13 protein-coding genes are annotated in these 22,094 nt (G+C 65.9%); 2 read left to right on the forward strand and 11 right to left on the reverse strand.

The genetic code is table 11. The annotated features are described in order from the left end of the window. Nucleotides 1–104 precede the first annotated feature (104 nt). Nucleotides 105–3,158, forward strand: a complete 3,054-nt coding sequence (locus NX068_RS13585; RefSeq protein ID WP_263461803.1) for an eCIS core domain-containing protein — start codon at nt 105–107, stop codon at nt 3,156–3,158. A gap of 213 nt (nt 3,159–3,371) precedes the next feature. Beyond that, complete coding sequence (locus tag NX068_RS13590) at nt 3,372–4,844, forward strand: phospholipase D-like domain-containing protein (protein WP_263461804.1); 1,473 nt, start codon at nt 3,372–3,374, stop codon at nt 4,842–4,844. A gap of 70 nt (nt 4,845–4,914) precedes the next feature. Here NX068_RS13590 and NX068_RS13595 read toward each other — a convergent pair whose 3' ends face one another. The 11 genes from NX068_RS13595 to NX068_RS13645 all read right to left on the reverse strand — a co-directional run bounded on the left by NX068_RS13595 (nt 4,915) and on the right by NX068_RS13645 (nt 22,020). Continuing rightward, nucleotides 4,915–7,212 (reverse strand): helicase C-terminal domain-containing protein, encoded by a 2,298-nt coding sequence (locus NX068_RS13595; RefSeq protein WP_263461805.1) that lies wholly within the window; start codon nt 7,210–7,212, stop codon nt 4,915–4,917. Further along, on the reverse strand, nt 7,209–8,960 hold the full coding sequence (locus NX068_RS13600; RefSeq protein ID WP_263461806.1) for a VRR-NUC domain-containing protein: 1,752 nt from the start codon (nt 8,958–8,960) through the stop codon (nt 7,209–7,211). Before NX068_RS13600 ends, NX068_RS13595 begins: the two co-directional genes overlap by 4 nt. A 392-nt stretch (nt 8,961–9,352) precedes the next feature. Continuing rightward, nucleotides 9,353–9,997: an O-methyltransferase gene (locus NX068_RS13605; protein WP_263461807.1), complete on the reverse strand. Its 645-nt coding sequence runs from the start codon at nt 9,995–9,997 to the stop codon at nt 9,353–9,355. Nucleotides 9,998–10,176: 179 nt separating this feature from the next. Further along, the gene (locus NX068_RS13610; RefSeq protein ID WP_263461808.1) at nt 10,177–12,231 is read right to left on the reverse strand and encodes a putative bifunctional diguanylate cyclase/phosphodiesterase; all 2,055 of its coding nucleotides are present in this window, start codon (nt 12,229–12,231) and stop codon (nt 10,177–10,179) included. Beyond that, the gene (locus tag NX068_RS13615) at nt 12,228–12,668 is read right to left on the reverse strand and encodes a response regulator (RefSeq protein WP_263461809.1); all 441 of its coding nucleotides are present in this window, start codon (nt 12,666–12,668) and stop codon (nt 12,228–12,230) included. Before NX068_RS13615 ends, NX068_RS13610 begins: the two co-directional genes overlap by 4 nt. Nucleotides 12,669–12,686: 18 nt before the next feature. Next, complete coding sequence (locus NX068_RS13620) at nt 12,687–15,059, reverse strand: ATP-binding protein (RefSeq protein WP_263461810.1); 2,373 nt, start codon at nt 15,057–15,059, stop codon at nt 12,687–12,689. A gap of 322 nt (nt 15,060–15,381) precedes the next feature. Further along, nucleotides 15,382–16,872 (reverse strand): glycerol kinase GlpK, encoded by a 1,491-nt coding sequence (gene glpK, locus NX068_RS13625; protein WP_263461811.1) that lies wholly within the window; start codon nt 16,870–16,872, stop codon nt 15,382–15,384. 190 nt (nt 16,873–17,062) lie between these two features. Beyond that, complete coding sequence (locus NX068_RS13630; protein ID WP_263461812.1) at nt 17,063–19,339, reverse strand: TonB-dependent receptor; 2,277 nt, start codon at nt 19,337–19,339, stop codon at nt 17,063–17,065. A 121-nt stretch (nt 19,340–19,460) separates the two neighbouring features. After that, a complete protein-coding gene (locus tag NX068_RS13635; RefSeq protein WP_263461813.1) occupies nt 19,461–20,465 on the reverse strand; it encodes a siderophore ABC transporter substrate-binding protein in 1,005 nt (334 codons plus the stop codon). After that, a complete protein-coding gene (locus tag NX068_RS13640) occupies nt 20,462–21,238 on the reverse strand; it encodes an iron ABC transporter ATP-binding protein (RefSeq protein WP_263461814.1) in 777 nt (258 codons plus the stop codon). The genes NX068_RS13635 and NX068_RS13640 overlap by 4 nt, the downstream gene beginning before the upstream one ends. Continuing rightward, nucleotides 21,235–22,020: an iron chelate uptake ABC transporter family permease subunit gene (locus NX068_RS13645; RefSeq protein ID WP_327084830.1), complete on the reverse strand. Its 786-nt coding sequence runs from the start codon at nt 22,018–22,020 to the stop codon at nt 21,235–21,237. The genes NX068_RS13640 and NX068_RS13645 overlap by 4 nt, the downstream gene beginning before the upstream one ends. Between the last annotated feature and the right edge of the window lie 74 nt (nt 22,021–22,094).

A 22,094-nucleotide genomic window follows, 5' to 3' on the forward strand; every position in this document is an offset into this window, starting at 1 on the left:
CGCCCGCTCCAGGTGCTGCAGCACGCGGAGCCGATGGCGATGCGCGTTCGGACCCGCCAGCCCATGGATCCGCCCGATCCGTTGCCGGCACATCTGGAACCAGCATGTCCGCGACCGGCACGTCCTCTTCATCGCTGCCCGCTGCGGCGCTGCCAGCCTATGCCGCTGGCCGCGTCGAGGCTCGCCGCGGCCGCGGCGAGCCGCTGCCGAAGGACGCGCGCGCGCCGCTCGAAGGACATTTCGGCCGCGACTTCGCCGACGTCCGCATCCACACCGACGCCGAGGCGGCGCGCCTGACGGCCGCGCTCGGTGCGCGCGCGTTCACCGCCGGGCGGGACATCTATCTCGCCGCCGATGCCCATGCACCGGACACGGCCGAGGGCCGCCATCTCCTCGCCCACGAACTCGCCCACGTCGTCCAGCAGGATGGACAGGCGGCCGCCGTGCTGGCGCGTGCGATCGAGCCCGAAATGCAAACCCGCTACCATGAGAGCGCACGCACTGCCGCCGCACTCGCGGCGCTGGAGCGGCTCGAGATTCCGGCGGTGAAGTCGCGCCACCTGCCGCTGTACAGCGGCCTCGCCTCGGCCGGCAACCTGAAGCGCGTGCGCGGCTACGGCCGGGACGGCGCCGACCAGCGCTCGGTCTGGAACAGCCAGGCGCGAGTCGGCGCCGATGCGGTCCGCGCGCGCCTCGGCGAACGCAACATCCCGGTGCCTGCCGATGCCGACGGCCGCATCCGGCTGAAGCTGCATCGCGGCGCACCGCTCGGGACGAAGCGCCTGTCCGAACTGCAGACCCTGCTGCGCATCCCCGGCTGGGATCGCAACGGCAGGAAGATTGCGCAGTTCCAGGTCGACCACGTCGTCGAACTGCAGGTCTCCGGACAGATGGGTGCTGGCGTCGGCAACAGCATCCAGAACATGGAGCTGCTGGACCAGCCGTCGAATTCGAGTTCCGGCGGCACGATACGCAGCGGGATCTACCGCAAGGTCGATGCCTTCCTCGACACCTTCGAGCCCAAGCCGGACCGCGGCACGTTTCTGCGCCAGCATGACCTCGTGTTCACCAGCGTTGCCGCCACCGGCGCCGGTTCGGCGGCGGGTGCGTCGGCCTGGTGGACCAAAACCGAGATCGAGGGCGCCGATCCGCTGAGCACCGCGAGCCCACCGAATCCCGCCGAGGACGGCGACGTGCAGGGTTCGGCCGGGGAATTCGTCCTGACTTCCGGCCCCGGTGGCATCACCGTCGGCCGTTTCCGCCACAGCCCCGGCGCCGCGCCCGTGGTCGGCCGCAGCCAGGCACGCGCGCTGGCCGGCCTGGAGATCACGGCGATCAGCCTGACCGACAACACGGGCAATCCGGAAGGACCGATCGGCTCGATGTCGGCGAAATGGGATCTGCCTCCCGACTGGCAGCCCAAAACGCCCATGGTCACGGTTTCGCTGAACGGTGACGGCGAGTATTGCGGCTACCCTTCCGCCCTGCCCGCGCTCGAGCTCGAATACAGCAAGCTCAGCCCGGTCCTGTTCGAGAACGTCTCGACCGAGGACGGCGAGCTTGCCGCCGAAGGCACGCTGACCCCGTCGATTCCCATCCTCGACGCGCCGATCACCGTGCGCCTGCGCGGGCGCGACCTGACGTTTTCGCTCGATTACGGCCCCGATCAGGTCAGCCTGCCGATTCCGCGCACCACCATCGACGACGCCTACGTCAGCGTCTTCTACTCCACCATGCGCGGCCTGGGCGTCGGCGGCCAGATTCTGTTCTCGATCGAAGGCGCCGGCAGCGGCGAACTCGCCGCATCGACGTCGACGACCGGCGGCCTCGTGTTCGAAGGCGGCTTCACTTTCGAGCCCTCGCTGTTCGACCGCGCCCGGGTGCGCGCCTGGTGGCGCAACGGCCAGTTCGGCGCCGACGGCACCATAGGCATCGACACGCCGGACAAGATCCGCGGCATAGAGAGCGCGACCGCAACCGTCAGCGTCGAGGAAGGCCGCTGGACCTTCGCCGGCAGCGCGGCGCTTTCGGTGCCCGGCGTCGATGAAGCCTCGATCGCGATCACGCAGGGCGAGAACGGCCTGAACATCGCCGGCGACGTCCAGCTCGCGGCCAATCCGGCGATCCGCTCCGGCTCGATCCACGTCGAGTGCGAACAGTCCGAGGGCGGATGGAAGGTCTCGGCCAGTGGCACGGCGCAGCCGGCGATTCCGGGCGTCGATTCAGAACTCTCCGTCAGCTACGACGACGGCGCCTTCGACGCCAGCTTCAGCGGCGCCTTCAGCCGCGGCATGCTGTCGGGCCGGATCACCGCCGGCGCGACCAACCGCAGCATCGGCGAGGACGGCCAGCCCAGCGGCGACGCCGCGCCCGGCGCGCCCATCATCGTCTACGGCAGCGGCTCGGCGACGGTGCGCATCGCGCCATGGCTGCAGGGGACGGCCGGCCTGCGGCTCGACCCGAACGGCGAGGTCACCGTATCGGGCGAGATCGCGCTGCCGGGCCAGCTCGAAATCTTCTCCAGGCTCGAATACGACAAGCGCCTGTTCGGCCTGTCGACGCAGATTCCGATCATCCCCGGCGTCGTCGCCGAAGTCGGCGGCAACCTGAGCGCCAACGCCAGCATCGGCCCGGGCGCGTTCGACCGCTTGCGAGTCGGCATCGAGTACAACCCCGCGCACGAGGAGAACACCCACGTCACCGGCGACGCCCATCTGAACGTGCCGGCTCAGGCGGGCCTGCGCCTGGGCGCCCGCGCCGGCGTCGGCCTCGGCATCACCGGCGCGAGCGCCACCGGTGGCCTGGAGATCGGCGGCACGCTGGGCATTTCGGGTGCGGCCGAGGCAAGCGTGCATATCGACTGGATGCCCTCGCAGGGCCTGGAGATCGATGCCGAGGCGGCGCTCCATGCCCAGCCCAGCTTCCGCTTCGACGTGTCCGGCTACGTCGCCGTCACCGCGCTCGGCGCGAGCCTGTACGACGAGCGCATCGAACTCGCCGCCGTCGAACTCGGCTCGGGCCTCGAATTCGGCGTGCGCTTCCCGATCACCTATCGCGAAGGCGAGCCTTTCGATCTTTCGCTCGACGATCTCGAGTTCGACATACCCGATGTCGATCCCGTCGCACTGGTCGACCAGCTCGGCGCGCAGCTCTTCTGAAGCAGGCTGCGCCTCACCAGGCATGCGACTCGCCCTGCGGGATCGGGATGCAGCGCATGTTCAAAACGGAACAATGCAAGCATGTTTTTCCGCGGGATGCCCCCGGTGGCCCGCGGACACGCATTCGTGGTAGTAAATGGGCAAGGCGCGGCGGACGCGCAATTCGCGGCGTTCAGCTCCATCCATTGACCATGTTCACCACTGGGGGACGTCATGAGCGAGAAGAATGATGGAGGCCTGTTCCGCCCGGGTGAGAACTGCTGGCGGGTCGAGAAGGCGGATCGCTTCGCCTTCATCGTCGATGCGGCCGATTACTTCGTCGTCGCGCGCAAGGCGATGCTGGCGGCGCGCAAGAGCATCTTCCTGGTCGGCTGGGATTTCGACGCCCGCATCAGCCTGGGCGAACGTGACGACGAAGGCCCGGCGAACCTGGGCGACTTCGTCATGTGGCTGGCCAGGCGCTCGCCGGAGCTGGAAATCCGGCTGTTGCGCTGGGACACCGGCGCCTTCAAGGCGCTGTTCCGCGGCAAGACCCTGCTGACCATCCTGCGCTGGAAGATGCATCGCCGCATCACGCTGCGGCTGGACGCCGCCCACCCCTTTGCCGGTTCGCACCATCAGAAGATCGTCGTCATCGACGACTGCCTGGCCTTCTGCGGCGGCATCGACATGACTTTGTGCCGCTGGGACCGCCGCGAGCACGAGGACGAAGATCCGCAGCGCATCGACCCGTCCGGCAAACCCTACGAACCCTGGCATGACGCGACCAGCGCCTTCGACGGCGCCGCCGCCCGCGCCATCGGGGATCTTGCACGCGACCGCTGGCTGGCGGCTTCGGGCGAGCGCCTGTCGCCGATCGACGATGCCCACGATTGCTGGCCCGAGGGGCTGGAGCCGAGCTTCCGCGACGTCCGGCTCGGCATCGCCCGCACCAAGCCCGAGCTCGACGGCGAGGAACCGGTGCATGAAATCGAGCAGATGTACATCGACCTGATCGCGCAGGCGAAGCGATTGATCTATGCCGAAAGCCAGTATTTCGCCTCGCGCAAGATCGCGCGGGCGATCGCCCAGCGGCTGGCGGAGGACGACGGCCCGGAGATCATCATCATCAACCCGGTCGGCGCCGAGGGCTGGCTCGAACCCGTGGCGATGGATTCGGCCAGGGCGCGCCTGGTCGAAGCGCTTCAGCGCATCGACAAGCACCGCCGCCTGCGCATCTACCATCCGCGCACCAAGGCCGGCGCCGACATCTACGTCCACGCCAAGATCATGATCGCCGACGACGACTATCTGCGCGTCGGCTCGTCGAACTTCAACAACCGCTCGCTGCGGCTCGATACCGAATGCGACGTCATCCTCGCCGCCGACGGCCCCGAAATAGACGGCAAGAGGCAGCGCATCGCAGAGATCCGCAACGATCTGATCGCCGAGCACCTGGGCACGGAGGCGGAGAAGGTGGCGGAAGAACACGAACGCCACGGCTCGCTGATCGCCGCCATCGAACATCTCCGTGGTGAAGGGCGGACCCTGATCGACTACGAGCTCCCGGAACTCGGCAACACGGAACAATGGATCGCCGACAACCAGATCCTCGACCCCGAAGGACCGGATGCAATGTTCGAACCCCTGCACAAGCGCAAGCTGTTCAAGGGCTGGCATTTCCCCCGCTGGCGGAGGAAACACTGAAGCCGCCGGAAAACAGGATTTCGCCGGCTGGCTTCGCCGCTGAACGGGCCGCTACGGCCTCCAGGTTCGCTCACCCCTGCACCCGCCACCACCGCGGCAACAACGCGCGGACCTCTCCACGCCGATAGCGGTCGTCGATCAGGAACACCACGCCCCGGTCCTGTTCGCTGCGGATCACCCGCCCCGCGGCCTGCACCACCTTGCGCAGGCCCGGGTAGAGATAGGTGTAGTCGTAGCCCTTGTCCGCGCCGAAATACGCCGCCATCGCTTGCCGCATCCGTTCATTGACCGGATTGACCTGCGGCAGCCCCAGCGTGGCGATGAAGGCGCCGATCAGGCGCCGGCCGGGCAGGTCCACGCCTTCGGAGAATACGCCGCCGAGCACGGCGAAGCCGATGCCCTGCCCGTGCTCGCTGAAGCGCTGCAGGAAAGCGCTACGGCCGCCTTCGTCCATCGACGGCGTCTGCCGCCAGACCGGCAGTTGCGGATCGAGGCGCTGCAGGGTGTCGGCCACCCGCTGCAGATAGTCGAAGCTGCTGCAGAAGCACAGATAGTTGCCGGGCTGGCGCGCGAACTGGCCGGCCAAGAGTTCGGCGATCGGCTGCAGCGACTGCTCGCGGTCGCGGTAGCGGGTGGAGATGTGCCCCGCCACCCGCAGCTCCAGTTGGCCGGCCTGGAAAGGCGAATCGGCCTCGACCCAGCGCGTATCCGCGGGCAGGCCCAGCATGTCGCGGTAGAACTGCGGCGGACTCAAGGTGCCGGAGAACAGCACGCTGGCGTGAGCGGCCGCATGCCGCCCCTGCAGATGCGGCGCCGGCACCACGTTGCGGATGCAGAGCGTGGAGGCCGGTGTCCGCTGGCGCCCCATGTAGCCGGTCGCCAGGCTCAGATCGAACAGCGCGTGGCCGCCCATCTGCTCGGCCAGCGTCAGGAAGCGCAGCATCTCCCAGTAGAGACCCAGCACCGGATCACCGGGCAGCATGGGTTTGTCGGCCAGATCGTCGGCGACGGCGCCGACGGCACGCTGCAGCGCACCGAGCAGTTCATCCGGCACTTCGTCATAGGCTTTGTAGCCTTCCGTCTGCGCCCGGTTAAGCGCATTCCAGCAGCGCTGCAACCTGTCCAGCGCCTTGCGCACCGCGCCGGTCGCCGCCTTGCGCGCATCGGCCAGCGCGAACTGCGACAGCTCGGCGGTATACATCCGCCGCGCGCGATCGACCAGGTTGTGGGCCTCATCGACCAGCATGCCGACTTTCCACTGCTGCGCCACGGTCAGCGCATGGAGCATCGCCGCACTGTCGTAGAAGTAGTTGTAGTCGGCCACCACGACGTCGCTCCAGCGCACCAGTTCCTGCGCCAGATAGTAGGGACAGATCTGGTGAGCGAGCGCCACGCCGCGCACCGCCGGCGCATCCCAGGGCTGGGCTTGGGTGATCGCCGCGGCACGCGCGGCCGGCAGCCGATCGTAGAAACCCTGCGCCAGCGGACAGGATTCGCCGTGGCAAGCCTTGTCCGGATGCTCGCAGACCTTGTCGCGCGCCTGCACGTCGAGCACACGCAGGCGGCAGGGTTGTTCCTGTGCGGAGAGTTGCCGATCCAGCGCCGCCAGCGCCTGCAGCGCGAGGCCATGGCCGGTGCCTTTCGCGGTCAGGAAGAACAGCTTGTCCAGGCCTTGCCGCGGCGCGGCCTTGAGCATCGGAAAGATCGTGCCCAGCGTCTTGCCGATGCCGGTCGGCGCCTGCGCCATCAGGCACCGGCCGCCGCCTTCCTGGCCGGCACAGCGCCAGACGGCGACCGCCAGCTCGCGCTGGCCGGCGCGAAAACGCGCCATCGGGAACTGCAGCGCCGTCAGTGCCGCATCGCGTGCGGCGCGGTGGGCGGCCTCTGTCTGCGCCCAGGTCAGGAAACGCTCGCACTGCTCCTCGAAGAAAGCGCGCAAAGCCGCGGCCTCCTGTGTTTCGACGAGCACTGTCTCTTCCCCGCTGCCGACATTGAAATACACCAGGGCCACGCGCAGGCGCTCGAATCCGCGTGCCTCGCACAGCAGATGGCCGTAGATCCGGGCCTGCGCCCAGTGCAGTGCGCGATGATGGGCACGGATGCCGTCGAGCCGGCCGCGATAGGTCTTGATCTCCTCGACCTGCCCTGCCCGCGCATCGAAGCCATCGGCACGGCCACGTACCAGCAAGTCCTTATAGCGGCCGGCAAGGCCGACCTCGCTCTCGTAGCCTTCGCCGCGGCGCGAGCGCACGACGCCGTGGCCGGCGATGCCTTCGAGCGCGCTGGGCGCGGGCGTGAAGCGCAAGTCGAGGTCACCCGTGCGCGCGGTGAACTCGCACAGCGACCGCACGGCCACCGTGTAGCTCACGCTGCCTCCCCCGCATCCTGCTCCCCCCGCCAGCGCACGTGGCAGACGCTGACCGGGATGCCCTGCTCGCCGCAATACTGCAGCCAGCGGATCTGGTTGTCCTGCAACCTGTCGCCCGGCGCCTTGACCTCGACCAGCTCGTAGCGGCGCTCGGCGGGCCAGAAACGCACCAGGTCCGGGAGGCCGCTGCGGTTGGCCTTCACATCGCGCAGCAAGCGCACGAAGAACAGCTTCAGGTGCTCGGCCGGCATGCAGTCCAGTGCCAGCGCCAGCAGCTCTTCAGTCAGCGCGCCCCAGAATACGAACGGCGACTGCAGCCCCTGCTTGCCGGCAAAGCACTCGTGGATCACTTCGCGGTAGCTGCCGTCGTCGAGCTGTGCCATACAGGCATCGAACAGCGCCGCACGACGCTGAACGAAATCCGGTGCGCCGAGGTCGGCTGGCCCGCTCTGGAAGGGATGGAAGAAGGCGCCCGGCAGCGGCGCAAAGATCGCCGGCCAGCACAGCAGGCCGAACAGCGAATTGATCAGCGCATTCTCCACATAGAACACCGGTGCGGCTTCGCTGTGCCAGTGCTCGCGGAGCACGAACTCGACGGAAACCGGTTGGATGGGCCGATCCAGCTCCAGTTCGATGCGCATCTGAGCCACCTCTGGTACGAGGCCAGCCGAGCGCCTGCTACCGCCCTCACCCACGCTGCGCCGCAGCCGCGGCAGCATGCGCGCCACGCGCTGGCTTTCCTCGTCACTCTCGGGCGCAGCCCGGGCAGCGAGCGCCAGCGCCAGGGCATCGGCGAAGCGCCCCATGCGTTCGTAAACACGGATGCGCCTGTGACGCGCACCGGGATAGCGGCATTGCGCATAGGCCTGCTCGGCCAGCGCCCAATCCTGCACACGCTCACAGGCCTGGCCGATGCGCAGCAGCAGCTTGGCCCGACGATTCTCCAGCCAGGGATTGGCGCAGGCGTATTGCACGGCGGCCTGCAGCAAATCGGCAGGCGCCCTCCCCTCATCCAGTGCCTGGCGGCAGGCCTGCAGCATCAGATAGCCATCCACATCCGCACGCGACCGGAAAGCACGCGAGGCGGCATCGAAGGCCACTATCTCGTAGCGGAACACACCGAGATCGGCCAGCACGAACTCCGACCAGTCCTGGTGCAGGTTGCCGAAGAACATCAGCCGAAAGCGCTCGCAGATCTCGCCGACCATCACCCGCCATACTGCCGCCGGTGCCTGCGGGTTCCACTCGGCATGGCTTTTCCGCTCCGCATGAAGGGGCTGCAGCGCCGCCAGCATTTCAGCCTTGCGCATGCCCGCAGCGATCGGCCCGCCAGCGAACACGCGCAACAGTTCGGGCTTGGTGTGCAGTGCGAACAGTTCCCCCAGGCTCATCGGCTGCCGCTCGTCGAGCCAGCCGAATTCGAGCAGCGGCGCTGCGGCACCGGCAATATCCGGAATTTCCTCATACGCGAGCTTGTCCGCGCGGAACCAGGGCCCCCGCCTCATCAGCAGGCGCACCATCAGCGCCTGGGCAGGCTGGGGCAGTTGTCCGAACTGCAGCAGGAAGCGGCGCTCGACCCCATCCAGCAGATCGTCGTAGCGTTCGCCGATCCAGGCCAGCGCGCGCTGGAAGTTATGCAGGTAGTAGTAGCGGTGAGGCGGGAACATCGGCGTGGGCAAGGTGACGGCTGTGGAACTCAGACCCGGGGCATCCTGATCTGCATGTTCCAGAGTGACACTGGCTTGCATGGCGCTCCTCAGCCGCACTGACTGGCTTAATATACAGTATCCACATCTCTTCCGCACGCCGACGCGAATCACCCGCGGCCACTGAACTATGATTTGACCGGCAAAGCAGTTCCCGAACGGTGATCGATGCGACGGGAAGGCCCCATGCTCTGGCGTTTCTCTGCCAAAAATACGCACCTGTAACCCGGTGCTGCGCTGCGCCAGCTCGACGCCCCCGGCGACGCCAGCTTCTCGGCGGGCGATGAATCTCTGGTGGAATTCAGTGATGGCGTGCTCGACAGGCCTCGCGGTGGATTACTCCAGCGGCCATGTCGTCGCAGCGCGCAAGCATGTACGTGCCCAGTTCCTGTATGCAATCCATGGCGTGATGGAGGTCGAAACCGGTCGCGGAGCTACGGTTTCCGCTTGCAGGTGATCGACAGCCCTGCCCGGCTGCGCGTGTCGATCGTGGTGACGGCATCCGGCACGCGCTGGATGTGGTCGAGGAATTCGCGGATGCCGCGCTGGTTCATCGACACGTTGTGCGCGGTGAAGCAGCCGCCGGGGACGATCTTCGGCCACAGTGCATCGAAGTAGTTGATGTACCAGTCCTTGTCCGCATCGGAGAACACGAAGTCGATCGGCCCCTCCAGTTGCGGCACGAGTTCGTGGGCATCGGCCAGCCGTGCGTCGATGACACCATCCAGCCCCGCTGCCGCGAAGTTTTCCACGGCGATGCCGTGGCGCCGCGGGTCGATCTCGATGGTGGTCAGGCGGCCGCCGGTCCTGCTCAAGGCCCAGCCGATCCAGATTGAGGAGTGGCCGGTCGAGGTGCCGATCTCGACGGCATTGCGAAAGCCATTGGCAACGATCAGTTCGTGCAGCGTCCGCCCGTCGATCTCGGGCACGTTCAGATCCCGCCAACTGCCTTCACGCTCGTCGAGGAAGGTCTGCACACGCCGGTCGCGTTCGACGTCGGCGGCAGCTTGCGCCGATGCACCTGCCGGCGCGATCAGAGCGGCGAGGAGAACAGCGGCAATGTGAGCGATGCGGGCCATGAGCAGCTCCTGGCGGCGATAGCGATGCGCGTTGGAGCTGTCCGCCGCTCCTGCGTTCCCGCCGATGTTCATCCGACAAGCTTCGTGGCCCGCGGTCTTGCCGCGTCTGCCCGTCCATCAGCTGCCGAGATGGAGATAACCGCCACTCATGCGCGGCATCCGTCCGCAGGCGCACATGTTCAAGGCAGGCGCTTGTCGCAACGCAGCAGATCCTCGAATTCTGCTGCCGAAACCGGCCTGCTGAAGTAGTAGCCCTGGATCTCGTCGCAGCGGTTGCGGCACAGGAAGTCACGGTGCGCTTCGGTTTCCACGCCCTCGGCGATGACCTTGAAGCCGAGGTTGTGGGCCAGCGAGATGACGGCCAGCACGATGGTCGCGTCTTCCGGGTCGGTCAGCATGTCGCGCACAAAGGACTGGTCGATCTTCAGCGTATCGGCCGGGAAGCGTTTCAGATAGCCGAGATTGGAGTAGCCGGTGCCGAAATCGTCGATCGATATCTTGACGCCGATGTCGCGCAGCCGGCCGAAGGCCGCGATCACCTTCTCGACGTCCTGGGCGATCAGGCTTTCGGTCAACTCCAGTTCCAGCAGCTCCGGCGGCAGGCCGGTGCTGCGCAGCGTGCCCATCACCCAGTCAATCACGTCCTGCTGCAGAAACTGGCGTGCCGAGATGTTCACCGCCACGGTGACGCGGGGCAGCCCGGCGTCGCGCCACGCCTTGGCCTGGGCACACGCCGTGCGCAGCACCCAGTCGCCGATCGGCACGATCAGGCCGGAGTCCTCGGCAATCGGGATGAACTGGGCCGGCGGCACCATGCCCAGTTCGGGATGGTGCCAGCGCAGCAGCGCTTCGCAGCCGGTGATGCGGCCGGCGTGCAGATCCACCTTGGGCTGGTAGGCGAGCTGGAACTGGCCCAGGGCCAGGGCGTCGTGCAGCCTGGTTTCCAGGCTGACCCGGTGTTGCGTCTCCTTGCTCATTTCGCGCGTGAAGAACTGGCAGGTGTTGCGGCCCAGGCTCTTGGCGCGGTACATCGCCACGTCGGCGTTGCCGATCAGCGCATCGGCCGATTCGCCGTCCTGCGGAAACACCGCGGCGCCGATGCTGCCGGTCAGGTGGACTTCACGGCCCTGCACGATGAGCGGGGCTTTCAGGGCCTGGACGATCTTCCCCGCGACCTCATGGGCATCCTCGGTCTGGCGCAGGTCGGTCAGCAGGATCAGGAATTCGTCGCCGCCCTGCCGGGCCACTGTATCGCCCTCGCGCACCAGCGAAGCCAGCCGCCTGGCAGCGGCCTTCAGCACCGCGTCGCCGAACGGATGGCCGTAGCAGTCGTTGATGACCTTGAAACGGTCCAGATCGAGGAACAGCAATGCGAGCAGGCGGCCGCTGCGGCGCACGTGCGCGATGACCTGCTGGATGCGGTCCTGGACCAGGTTGCGGTTGGGCAGGCCGGTCAGGCCGTCGTGGGTGGCAAGGTAGTGGATGCGCTGCTCGGCCTGCTTGCGTTCGGTGACGTCGCGGCCGACGCAGACGACCACGCCGTGGTCCCGGGACAGCACGGCCGACCAGGTCAGGAACACGACCCAGCCGGACTTGTGCACGAAGCTGCATTCGAAGTCACGCATGCGCTGCCCCTGCAGCACGGCCTGGAACTCGTGCTGGAAGGGCAGCAGCCCATCGGGATGGATCAGCCTCTCGATGCAGGTGCCCATCAGCTCGGCAGGCTCGTAATCCAGCATGGCCTGCGCCGCCGCGCTGACTTCGAGGAAACACCCCTGCGTATCCAGCGTACAGATGAGATCCAGCGAGTTCTCGAGGATCAGCGTCTTCATGTGCTCGAGCCGGTTCTGCTGGCGCCGGTTCTCGGCCGCATCGAGCGCACGCGCCACCGCGGGAACGAGCCGGGTCAGATTGTCCTTGAGCACATAGTCGTCGGCACCGAGCTTCAGCGTCTCCACCGCGACGTCTTCGCCGACGGTGCCGGAGATCACGATCACCGGCAGGCCGATCTCGCTGTTCCGGATCACACCGAGCGCACCGCGGGCGTCGAAGGACGGCAGCATGTAGTCGGACAGCACGATGTCCCACGGTCCGCTGCGCAGCGCGTGGCGCAGATCGTCCTCGGTCTCGACGCGCTGCGCACGCACGTCGTAGCCGGCACTTCGCAAAGCCTCCTGGACGAGGATCGAGTCGTCCTCGTTGTCCTCGACCATGAGGGCGCGCAGCAGCGTCATGGTGCTGATTTTCCGGCCGGCAGCTCGTTGAGCAGCAGCCAGTACAGGCCGAGCTGGCGCACCGCTTCGATGAACTGGGCGAAGTCCACCGGCTTGCGCACGTAGCTGTTGGCGCCCAGGCTGTAGCTGGAGATCAGATCCTGCTCCTCGCGCGAGGAAGTCAGGATCACGACCGGCAGGAGCTTGGTGCGCTCGTCGGCGCGGATGCAGCGCAGCACCTCCAGCCCGTCGATCTTGGGCAGCTTGAGGTCGAGCAGGATGATGGAGGGCGAGACGCTGCCGCCCTCGCGGTCGGGCCCCAGCAGCAGATCCAGCGCCTCGGCACCGTCGCGCGCCACGGTGATGGAATTGGAGATGCGGTTCTCCTCGAAGGCGAGGATGGTCAGCTCTTCGTCGTCCGGGTTGTCCTCGACGAGCAGGATGGTCTTGTCGGTCATGGGTCGATGCCCTCGATCTCATAGTGAAAAGCGGAAAGTCGCACCCTTGCCGAGTTCGGCTTCGGCCCGGATGCGCCCGCCATGGCGGTTGACGATACGCTGGACCGTGGCCAGGCCGACACCGGTGCCGGGAAACTCCGTCATGCGGTGCAGGCGCTGGAACGGCCCGAACAGCTTGTCCGCATAGCGCATGTCGAAGCCGGCGCCATTGTCGCGGACGGTGAAGAGCGGCGCGCCGTCTTCACTGTCGGCGGTGAAGGCGATGCGGGCAACGGGCGTCTTCGAGGTGAACTTCCAGGCGTTGTCGAGCAGGTTCTCCAGCAGGATTCGCAGCAGGCGCGGATCGCCCTCGGCCGCCAGGCCGTCCTCGACGAACAGCTCCGCCTCGCGCTCCGGAGCGGCGTTCTGCAGGTTGGCGAGCACCTCGTTGGCGATGGCACTGAGATCGACCATTTCGCGCTGCATCTGGTCACGCGAGACGCGGGAGAGCTTGAGCAGGTCGTCGATCAGCTCGCCCATGCGGTTCGTCGCGGCCAGCACGCGGCCGAGGTAGCCCTGCGCCTTGTCGTCGAGTGCACCGGCGTAGTTCTTCGCCAGGACCTCGGTGAAGCCGGCGATGCCGCGCAAGGGCGCGCGCAGGTCGTGCGAAACGGAATAGCAGAACGTCTCCAGCTCGTGGTTCAAGGCCTGCAGCTCCCAGGTGCGCTGGGCCACGCGCTGCTCGAGCTCGGCGGTGAAGGCGAGTAACTGGATCTGGGCCTGCTGCAGCGTCTTCTCGGCCTGCTTGCGCATCTCCACTTCGGTGGACAGCGCGTCGAAATTCCGCTTCAGCCGCTCGGCCATGTCATTGAAGGAGCGGGCCAGCATGTCCATTTCTTCCAGCGGACTGCCGGGCAGTTGCTGGGCCAGGTCGCCGGCGGCCAGTGCCTGCGTAGCGCGCGAGATGCGGCGGATCGGCGCGGTAACCTTCGACGCCAGCACCGCGGCGACCGCGAGCGACAGCAACAGGGCCAGCGCGAAGATCACGGCCGAGCGGCTGTTGCCGGTCTGGATGCCGCTCAGGTAATACGACTCGGGCATGGCCGTGACCATGATCCAGTCATTGTGGCCGCCGCTGCGGTCCTGATAGGCCGTGGCGCGGGCAAACCAGGTTTCACGCGACAGAGGCTTCGGGTCGATCCGGACGAAACGGAATTGGTGGTCCGGCGGGAGCTGTTGCAGCCCCCCGGACGAATCCTCCACGAGATGGCCGATCGCCGTAGCCACCACCGCATCCACACCAGGCGCCGACGATGCGACGAGCCTGCCGTCGCGGTCCACGATGAAGGCGCGGCCGTGCGCAGCGACCGGCAATTCTCGGAGCAGATCGGCGATGGCACTGGTATCGCCCACCGCACCCGGCCGCGACAACTGCTCGTCCAAGCGCAGATTGATGTTCCCGGTGATTTCCTGGTGCAGCCACTCCGCCAGCCGGTTCGCGTCCTGCGCGGCGCTGCGCAGCGTGACGTAGGCGGTCGCGCCGACCATCAGCAGCACCAGCACGATGAAGGGCGCAAGAATCACCATGCGCAGCGGAACACCGGATTCCCCCACGCCGGGCGCTGCGTCCTGCTGCTCGCGGCCGGACTCCCAGATCCACTGCTGCTGGCGCAGCGGACGTTGCTTCACGTGGCCAGCGATGTCGGCCCAGAAAAAACCCAGCCGACGCGCCAGCGGCAGCGCAGCCAGCATGACCAGCGGTGCAAGCAGCCAGGTGACGCCGGTCGTGAAGATCAGTGCCGGCGTGACGGTACGGTAGGAAATTTCGGGCGTGAATTGCGCCGCACTGAGATGGCCCCACAGCACCGGCTCGATGGCCAGGAACAGCAGCACGAAGCCCAGGTAGGCGCCCCAGGTCCGGACACGCCGGAAATCCGGGTTCCTGCCGATGAAGTGGTAGGCGACCCAGAAGCACGCTGCATTGATGAAATACCCGGGCAGCCAGTCGATCAGGAAACTGGGCGGCACACCTTCGATCAGGTCGGACAGGCCGTAGGCGAACGGCACCGTGATCAATGCCGGGTAGCCGAACAGCACGATGCACACGAACACGACCAGGTCCTTCAGCGACTCGAACGTCTGCGCCCCCGGCACCAGCACGAAGAAGGAGCCGAGCCAGCCAGTCAGGATGATCAGCACGAAGGTCAGCGGAATGCTCGAGAACGCCTTCGTGTTCCATGCCTGGCGTTCCCGGCCCAACCCCCAGCGCCCGCCGGGCCGCAGCGTGAACCTGCCGAAGGCCAGCAGCATCAGCCCGAAGCCCAGCCAATAGCCGAGCCGGCCCCAGACTTCGAGCAGCGGCAGCGGAATGGCCGCGAAGCTTTCCTCGATCGCACGGACGATGGTGTTCATGCTCTCGCCCGAGGCCCGGTGCGGGCGACAGCCTGCCGGGGAACGACCATCGACAGGGGCGACGGCTGCGGACGGAGATGGCCGGAAACGGCCGCTTCCGCTTGCCCTGTGGAAAATGAAGTCTCGAACTCCATGGACTGCTCGACCGTCGACAGCGATGGAGAAAGCATAAACTTCTTTTCTGAATATGAGAAAAGTGTAAGCAAGAAATATCACGCGAGACGGCAGCCCATCGTCATCCCGCTCGCCCTGCCGGTTCCTTGGGAAGCAGGGCTACCGAAAGCTCCTCCAGCAGCAGACCATCCCCAACGTGCCGCAAGAATCAGAGCGTCGCCTGCGCCACCGCATGCTCCCAGCGCACCATCAGCGCCTCGGCCTGGTCGTGTCCCAGTGTGGGCAGGAAGTACCGCTCGGCACGCCACAGTTCCGCCAGCTCCGCCGTGCCCGCATACACGCCACTGGAGAGTCCAGCCAGGTAGGCCGCGCCCAGGGCCGTCGTCTCCACCACTGCCGGGCGCACCACCGGAATGCCGAGCAGGTCGGCCTGGAACTGCATCAGCAGATCATTGACGCAGGCGCCGCCATCCACGCGCAGCTCGCTGACCGGGCTGCCACCCTGGGCCACGGCATCGCGGCTCATGGCCTGCAGCAAGGCCGCGCTCTGGTAGGCAATGGATTCGAGCGCCGCACGGGCAACGTGGGCCAGCGTCGTGCCGCGCGTCAGGCCGGTGATGGTGCCGCGCGCCTCGGGCTTCCAGTACGGCGCACCCAGGCCGGTGAAAGCCGGCACCATCATCACGCCGCCTGAATCCGGCACGCTTTCGGCGAGCGCCTGCACTTCGCTGCTGGCCGAGATGGCGCGCAAGCCGTCGCGCAGCCACTGCACCACTGCGCCACCGACGAACACGCTGCCTTCCATCGCATATTCGGGGGTATGGCTGGTTTGCGCCGCACTCGTGCTCAGCAAGCCGTTCTCGCTGCGCTGAAAGCTGTCGCCCGTGTGCATCAGCATGAAGCAGCCCGTGCCATAGGTGTTCTTGGCCATGCCGGCGCTGAAGCAGGCCTGGCCGAACAGCGCGCTCTGCTGGTCACCCGCGACGCCGCCGATGGCGATCGCATCGCCGAGCAGCTCGGGCGCGGTCCGGCCGAAGTCGCTGCTGGAAGGCAGTACCTCGGGCATCAGCGCACGCGGGATGCGCAGCAGCTCGAGCAGTTCGTCGTCCCACTGGTTGCTGCGTACGTTGAACAGCATCGTTCGGCTGGCATTGCTGACGTCCGTCACATGGCGACGCCCGCCGGTGAGCTGCCAGATCAGCCAGCTGTCTACGGTGCCGAAGGCGAGCTCGCCGTGCTCGGCCGCCGCACGCGCACCGGGCACCTTGTCCAGCAGCCACTGCAGCTTGGTGCCCGAGAAGTAGGCATCGATCAGCAGCCCGGTCTTCTGCTGGATGAGCTCGGCGCAGCCCTGCTCGCGCAAGGCGGCGCAGATCGGCTCGGAGCGCCTGTCCTGCCAGACGATGGCGTGGTGCACCGGCCGGCCGGTCCTGCGGTTCCACAGCACCGTGGTCTCGCGCTGGTTGGTGATGCCCAGCGCGCGCACGTCTTTCGCACCGATGCCCGCCTGCCGCAGCGCCTGCTGCGCGGTCGCGAGCTGGGTACGCCAGATCTCCATCGGGTCGTGCTCCACCCAGCCGGGGCGCGGGTAGATCTGCGGCAGCTCCTGCTGCGCCTGGGCGACGACGTGGCCGCGTTCGTCGAACACGATGCCGCGCGAGCTGGAGGTTCCCTGGTCGAGGGCAAGCAGGTAGGTCATGGGACGACAGGCTCCGATAATCCTGTGGAATTGGCTGGCTGGATGGTAATTTGCATTTACCCGGTTTACAGCTACTTCCCATTCTTCCATACAGGTTTCCGAAACGATTCCGGGTCGATTCAAACGGGTAGCCCCTCTCATGAGCTGTCGGGCGAGGAAACCCGCCCTTTCAGGCGGGCCCCGACTGCCATCAGAAGTCCATCGTGGCCGAGAGCAGGAAGGTACGGGGAGCGCCCAGGCCCAGGCTTGTGAAGTGCGGCTTCGCCCAATATGCCTTGTCGGTCACGTTGGTAACGGCGGCTCGCAAGGTCAGCGGGCGGCCTGAAACCTTCGTGGCGTAACGTGCGCCTACGTCGAACACGGTGCGGCCAGGTATCGACAGCGAGTTGTCCGCGCTGAGGTATTGCTTGGATGCCGCAGTCGCGTTGGCCGTCAGCGTCAAGCCCTGCATCGCAGGCGCATCCCACTCCGCTCCCAACTTGGCCTGCCACTTCGGCAAACCGGTGGCTTGCTTGCCTTCATTGGCGGCAACAGCGGCCTTCGTCACCTCGGCATCCGAGTAGGCGATGCCGCCCATCAGGCGCACGCCGTTCACGGGCGAACCGAAGAAGCCCCATTCCACGCCCCGGTTGCGCTGCTCACCACCGAACGAGAAGACGTTGGTGATCGGATCGGTGTAGCTGCTCGGACGCTTGATTTCGTACACGCTGAGCGTGTGGGCGAACTCACCCAGGTCAAACTTGACGCCGAGTTCTTTCTGCTTGGTCTTGTAGGGCGCGAAGACCTCGCCCGCATTGGCCGCGGTACTGGGGGCCATCGCACCCTGACTCAAGCCCTCGATGTAGTTGCCATATACGGATATCTCGTTGCTTACCTTGACCAGAAATGCCACCGCTGGCGTCGTGGCGCTTTCCTTGTAGCGACTTCCCATGCGTGCGCCAGTCATGCCGTTGAAACTGTCGTTGACCACTTCCTGGCGGCGCACACCAAGCGTCAGTTGAACCCTGTCCTGTGCAAACGACAGGGTGTCCGCCACACCGATGCTGGTCAGGCGCGTATCTGTCCTGGTGATCGCCGGAATGTTGGCAGGACGCGACGCCGCTGGCCCCCATACCGGGTTGTAGATGTTGGTTACCCAGTCCTGCGGCAGGACGTTTCTGTAACCTCGAAGAACATACTCTTCGTCGTAGTACGTGGCGTTGACGGCGAACTGATGGCCTACCGCCCCCGTGCGGGCCTTGCCCTGAAGGCCGACTTCGGCTGACTTGCGTTCCATCCTGTCGGACACGCCGCTGAAGTTGGTTCGAAAATCCCCGGCCTCATTGAACACCAGCGGCACGCCCATGATGGTGTCGATTTCGGACTTGCTGGTGCCTGCTGCCGCATAAACCATCAGTTGATCGGTCAGATCGAATTCACCGCGCAGCATGACGCCTTTGTCCGTGTTGTCGTAGTAGGCCCAAGGCGGGTTCCACGAAATATCCGGCTTCGGTGGCTTGGGCACTGATACGCCAGGAGCAAGTGTCAGACCTCGGGTCAGGCCATACACACGATCCTTGGTCTGGTACAGGTCTGCGGACAGCCGTACACGCTCGCCCCGCCAATCCAGTCCAAGGGAAGCCAGCGTGACTTTCTTGTCCTGGTCTTTCACAGCGGTTTCGCCGTCACGATAAGCGCCGTTGAAACGGATGCCGAACTGCTTGTTCTCGCCAAAGCGACGGCCCAGATCCATATGCCCTCCGAAATGCGAGTCGGACATGTAGCTGGCCGTGAACCGCGTCAATGGGTCGTCAGCCGCGCGCTTGGAAACCAGGTTCACCGCGCCGCCCGCCGATCCCTTGGGCGGCATGCCGTTGAGCAAGGCGGACAGCCCTTTGAGCACTTCGACGCGCTCGAACATCTCGGGCGAATTCCGGTGGTAGCCGCCCATACCGGCCAGCCCGTTGACGGTCACATCGGCCACGGCGGATGCCAGCCCGCGGATCGAATAGGTTTCCAGACTCTCTCCAGGCACCCCACCCATGAACACCGCTGGATCGGTCTTGGAGATCACTTCCTGGATGTCCATGGCCTGTATATCCGCCATGTACTTGTTCGTGTAAGTGATGGTGGAAAACGGCGTTTCCATGAAATCCTTTTCACCGAGGAGCCCCATACGACCGCCGGTGCTCACTTGGCCGCCAGAGTACGCGGGCATCGTCGCGTCACCTTTGACAGTCACCGTCGGCAGTGTCGTCACGCCTTCGGTGCCAGGTGATGTCGCCTGTTTTTCGCTGGGATTGGCTGCGGCGTTGGAGGTCTGAGCCAATGCCGGGGGCGTCACGACGGCCAAGGCGCTGAATGCCAGCCCGGACAGCAGCGCATTGCGCACTGCTACAGCAGTCCGGTTTGAGGTGAAGTCGAAGTTTGGAGGCAGTGCCTGCCGTGCATAACGCACGGTGCGCTGAGTCGGATGCGGCTTGGTCATGTGATGTTCCTTTCAGTTGAAGTCAGGGCGGTTCTCACCGCGTTTTGCAGATGAGAAAGAAAGAGATGGGTCGAATGAGATTCGTTAATGGAATTGACTTGGCTGCACGCTGTTGGACGAATCAGTCCCGGTAGCCCCTGATGACGTCGTCGATCACCAGCTTCACGGAGCTGGGACTGGCGGCGGTGATGTACCAGGCTTCGGCATCGGCAAAGATCACGCGGCCGTTCTTCCAGGCATTGGTCTGGCGCAGCAAGGGATTGCCCAGCGTCTCGGCATTCAGAGCCGGCCGGCGCTCCATCACCGCGGTGCGATCGACGATGTAGATCACATCGGGATTGGCCTGCTGGATGAACTCGCTGGATACCGGCTGTCCGTGCAAACCTGTCTCGACCGTCGGACTGGCCGGCTTCACGCCCAGCGCGTTGAAGACGAAGCCGTAGCGCGACTGCACGCCGAAGGGGCTGAAAGCGCCGTTGTTGTGCAGCACGACCAGCGCCTTGTCGGGACGATCCTGGGTGATGCGCCGGGCCTCTTCGACCTTCGCGTCCAGCTCGGTGACTTTCTGGCGGGCGAGGTCTTCCTTGCCGAAGATCCGCCCCAAGGTCAGCAGGTGCTCCTTGATGACCTCGATGTGCTTGACCTGGCTGTCCCGGTAGTCCACGTCGAAGTGGATGGTTGGGGCAATCTCGCTCAATTCCTGGTAGTGCTTCGCCTGGAGCGAAGTGATCAGGATCAGGTCGGGCCTGGCCGCATGCACCCGCTCCACATTCGGCTGGACGATCGCGCCGGTGTCCTGAACTTCAGGGGCGTCCTTGTACTTGTCGAGGAAATGCGGAATGAAGTCCTTGGGCATACCCATAACCGGCACGCCCAACTGGTCGAGAAAATCGGCCTCGTTCATGTCGAGCGCCACCACACGCTGCGGCATCTTCTCGATCACGGTCGTTCCCAGCTTGTGCTGAACCGTGACGGGCTCGTAGGCTTGCCGCGCATTGGTGCTGGCGGCAGGCTGCGTCGATGCCTGCGACGATTCAGCCGGTTTGTCGCTGCATCCCTGTACGGCGAACGTAGCCGCGATCAGCAGGGTCAGCGCCCAATGCCGATGTCTGTGCTTGAGGGTCATTCCAGTTCTCCTGATGGGTTGAAGTAGTTGCACAGGCAGCCGCGCTCGCCATGCGTGATCTCGAAATCCAGTCCGTACAGTTCCCGCAGCCGCGCCTCGGTCACGACCTCGCGTACCGGGCCGGTGCAATGCACCTCGCCGGCCTTCATCGCGACGATGTGATCGGAGTAGTTGGCGGCGAAGTTGATGTCGTGCACCACCAGGATCACGGTGCGGCCGTGCTCGTCGCACAGGCGGCGCAGCGCGCGCATGATCTGGACGGCATGCTTGATGTCGAGGTTGTTCAGCGGCTCGTCGAGCAGCAGGCATGGCGTCTGCTGGGCGATGGTCATGGCCAGGAAAGCCATCTGGCGCTGGCCGCCGCTGAGTTCGTCGAGATAGGCGCTGCGCAACGGCTCCAGCGTCAGGAAGGCGATGGCCTCGTCGATGGCCCGGTGGTCATCGGCCGTCAGCGCGCCGCGGCTGTACGGAAAGCGGCCGAAGGCGACCAGTTCCTCCACCGTCAGGCGCAGGTTGAAATCCGGCGACTGGCGCAAGGTGGCGACACGTCTGGCGTAGTCGCCGATGCGAATGTCCGATGCCTTGCTGCCTTCGATCAGAATGTCGCCGTGGCTCGGCTCCAGCAGCCGGGCGATCATCATCAGCAACGTCGTCTTGCCCGCGCCGTTGGGGCCGATCAGCGAAGTCAGCCGCCCGGCCGGGAAACGCACGCTCACATCGGCAAGGACGGTTCTGGCGCCATAGGCTTTGGAAAGATTGTGGACCGTGATCATGCTGTTCCCCGCGTACGCACCATCAGCGCGAGGAACCAGGCGCCACATACCAGGTTGACCAGGATGCCGACGGTGGTTCGATAGTTGAAGACGTGCTCGACCGCGAGCTGGGCCAGGATGAAGATGCCGATGGCGATGGCGCAGCCGGTGGGCAGGGTGATCCGGTGCCGGAAGCTTCGGGCCAGCGCATAGGTGGTGTTGGCCACGAAGATGCCCATGAAGGCCGTCGGCCCGAGCAGGCTGGTCGATACGGCGACCAGTACCGCGATCAGCGCGAGGTGCAGCCGCACGGTGCGCTGGTAGTCCACGCCGAGGGACACGGCCTGGTCACGGCCCAGCGAAAGCACGTCCAGCGTCGGCAGGGTCTTGAGCGCGGCGACGCACACCACGGCGACGAGAGTGGCCGACACGAGCAGCTGGCCGGGTTCCGCCTTGCCGAAGGACGCCTGGCTGAAGCCGAGCAGGACGGAGAACTCGCCGGGGCTGACCTTGAGCTGGACGAACTGGGTGAAGGTGCCGATCACCATCGTCAGCACCAGCCCCAACAGCAGCAGGAAATACACGTTGTTGCGGCCATCCCGGAACAGCCAGCGATGGATGGCCCAGGAATAGCCGAGCATCAGCAGCACGGACAGGGCAAAGTTGCCGTTCGTGCCGAGCACGACCAGGCTCTGCGTGCCCATGATGAGGATCAGCAGGGATTGCAGCAGCAGGTAGACCGCCTCGTAGCCCATGATGGCCGGCGTCAGGATCCGGTTGCCGGTGATGGTCTGGAACGTAATCGAAGTCGAAGCCCGAGCGGAAGAGCAGGAAGGTCAGCGCCAATGCGATGACCACCATCCAGGCGGCGTGCCGG

Source organism: Thauera carbonicopians, from assembly GCF_025699485.1.
In the GTDB taxonomy this organism is placed as follows: domain Bacteria; phylum Pseudomonadota; class Gammaproteobacteria; order Burkholderiales; family Rhodocyclaceae; genus Thauera.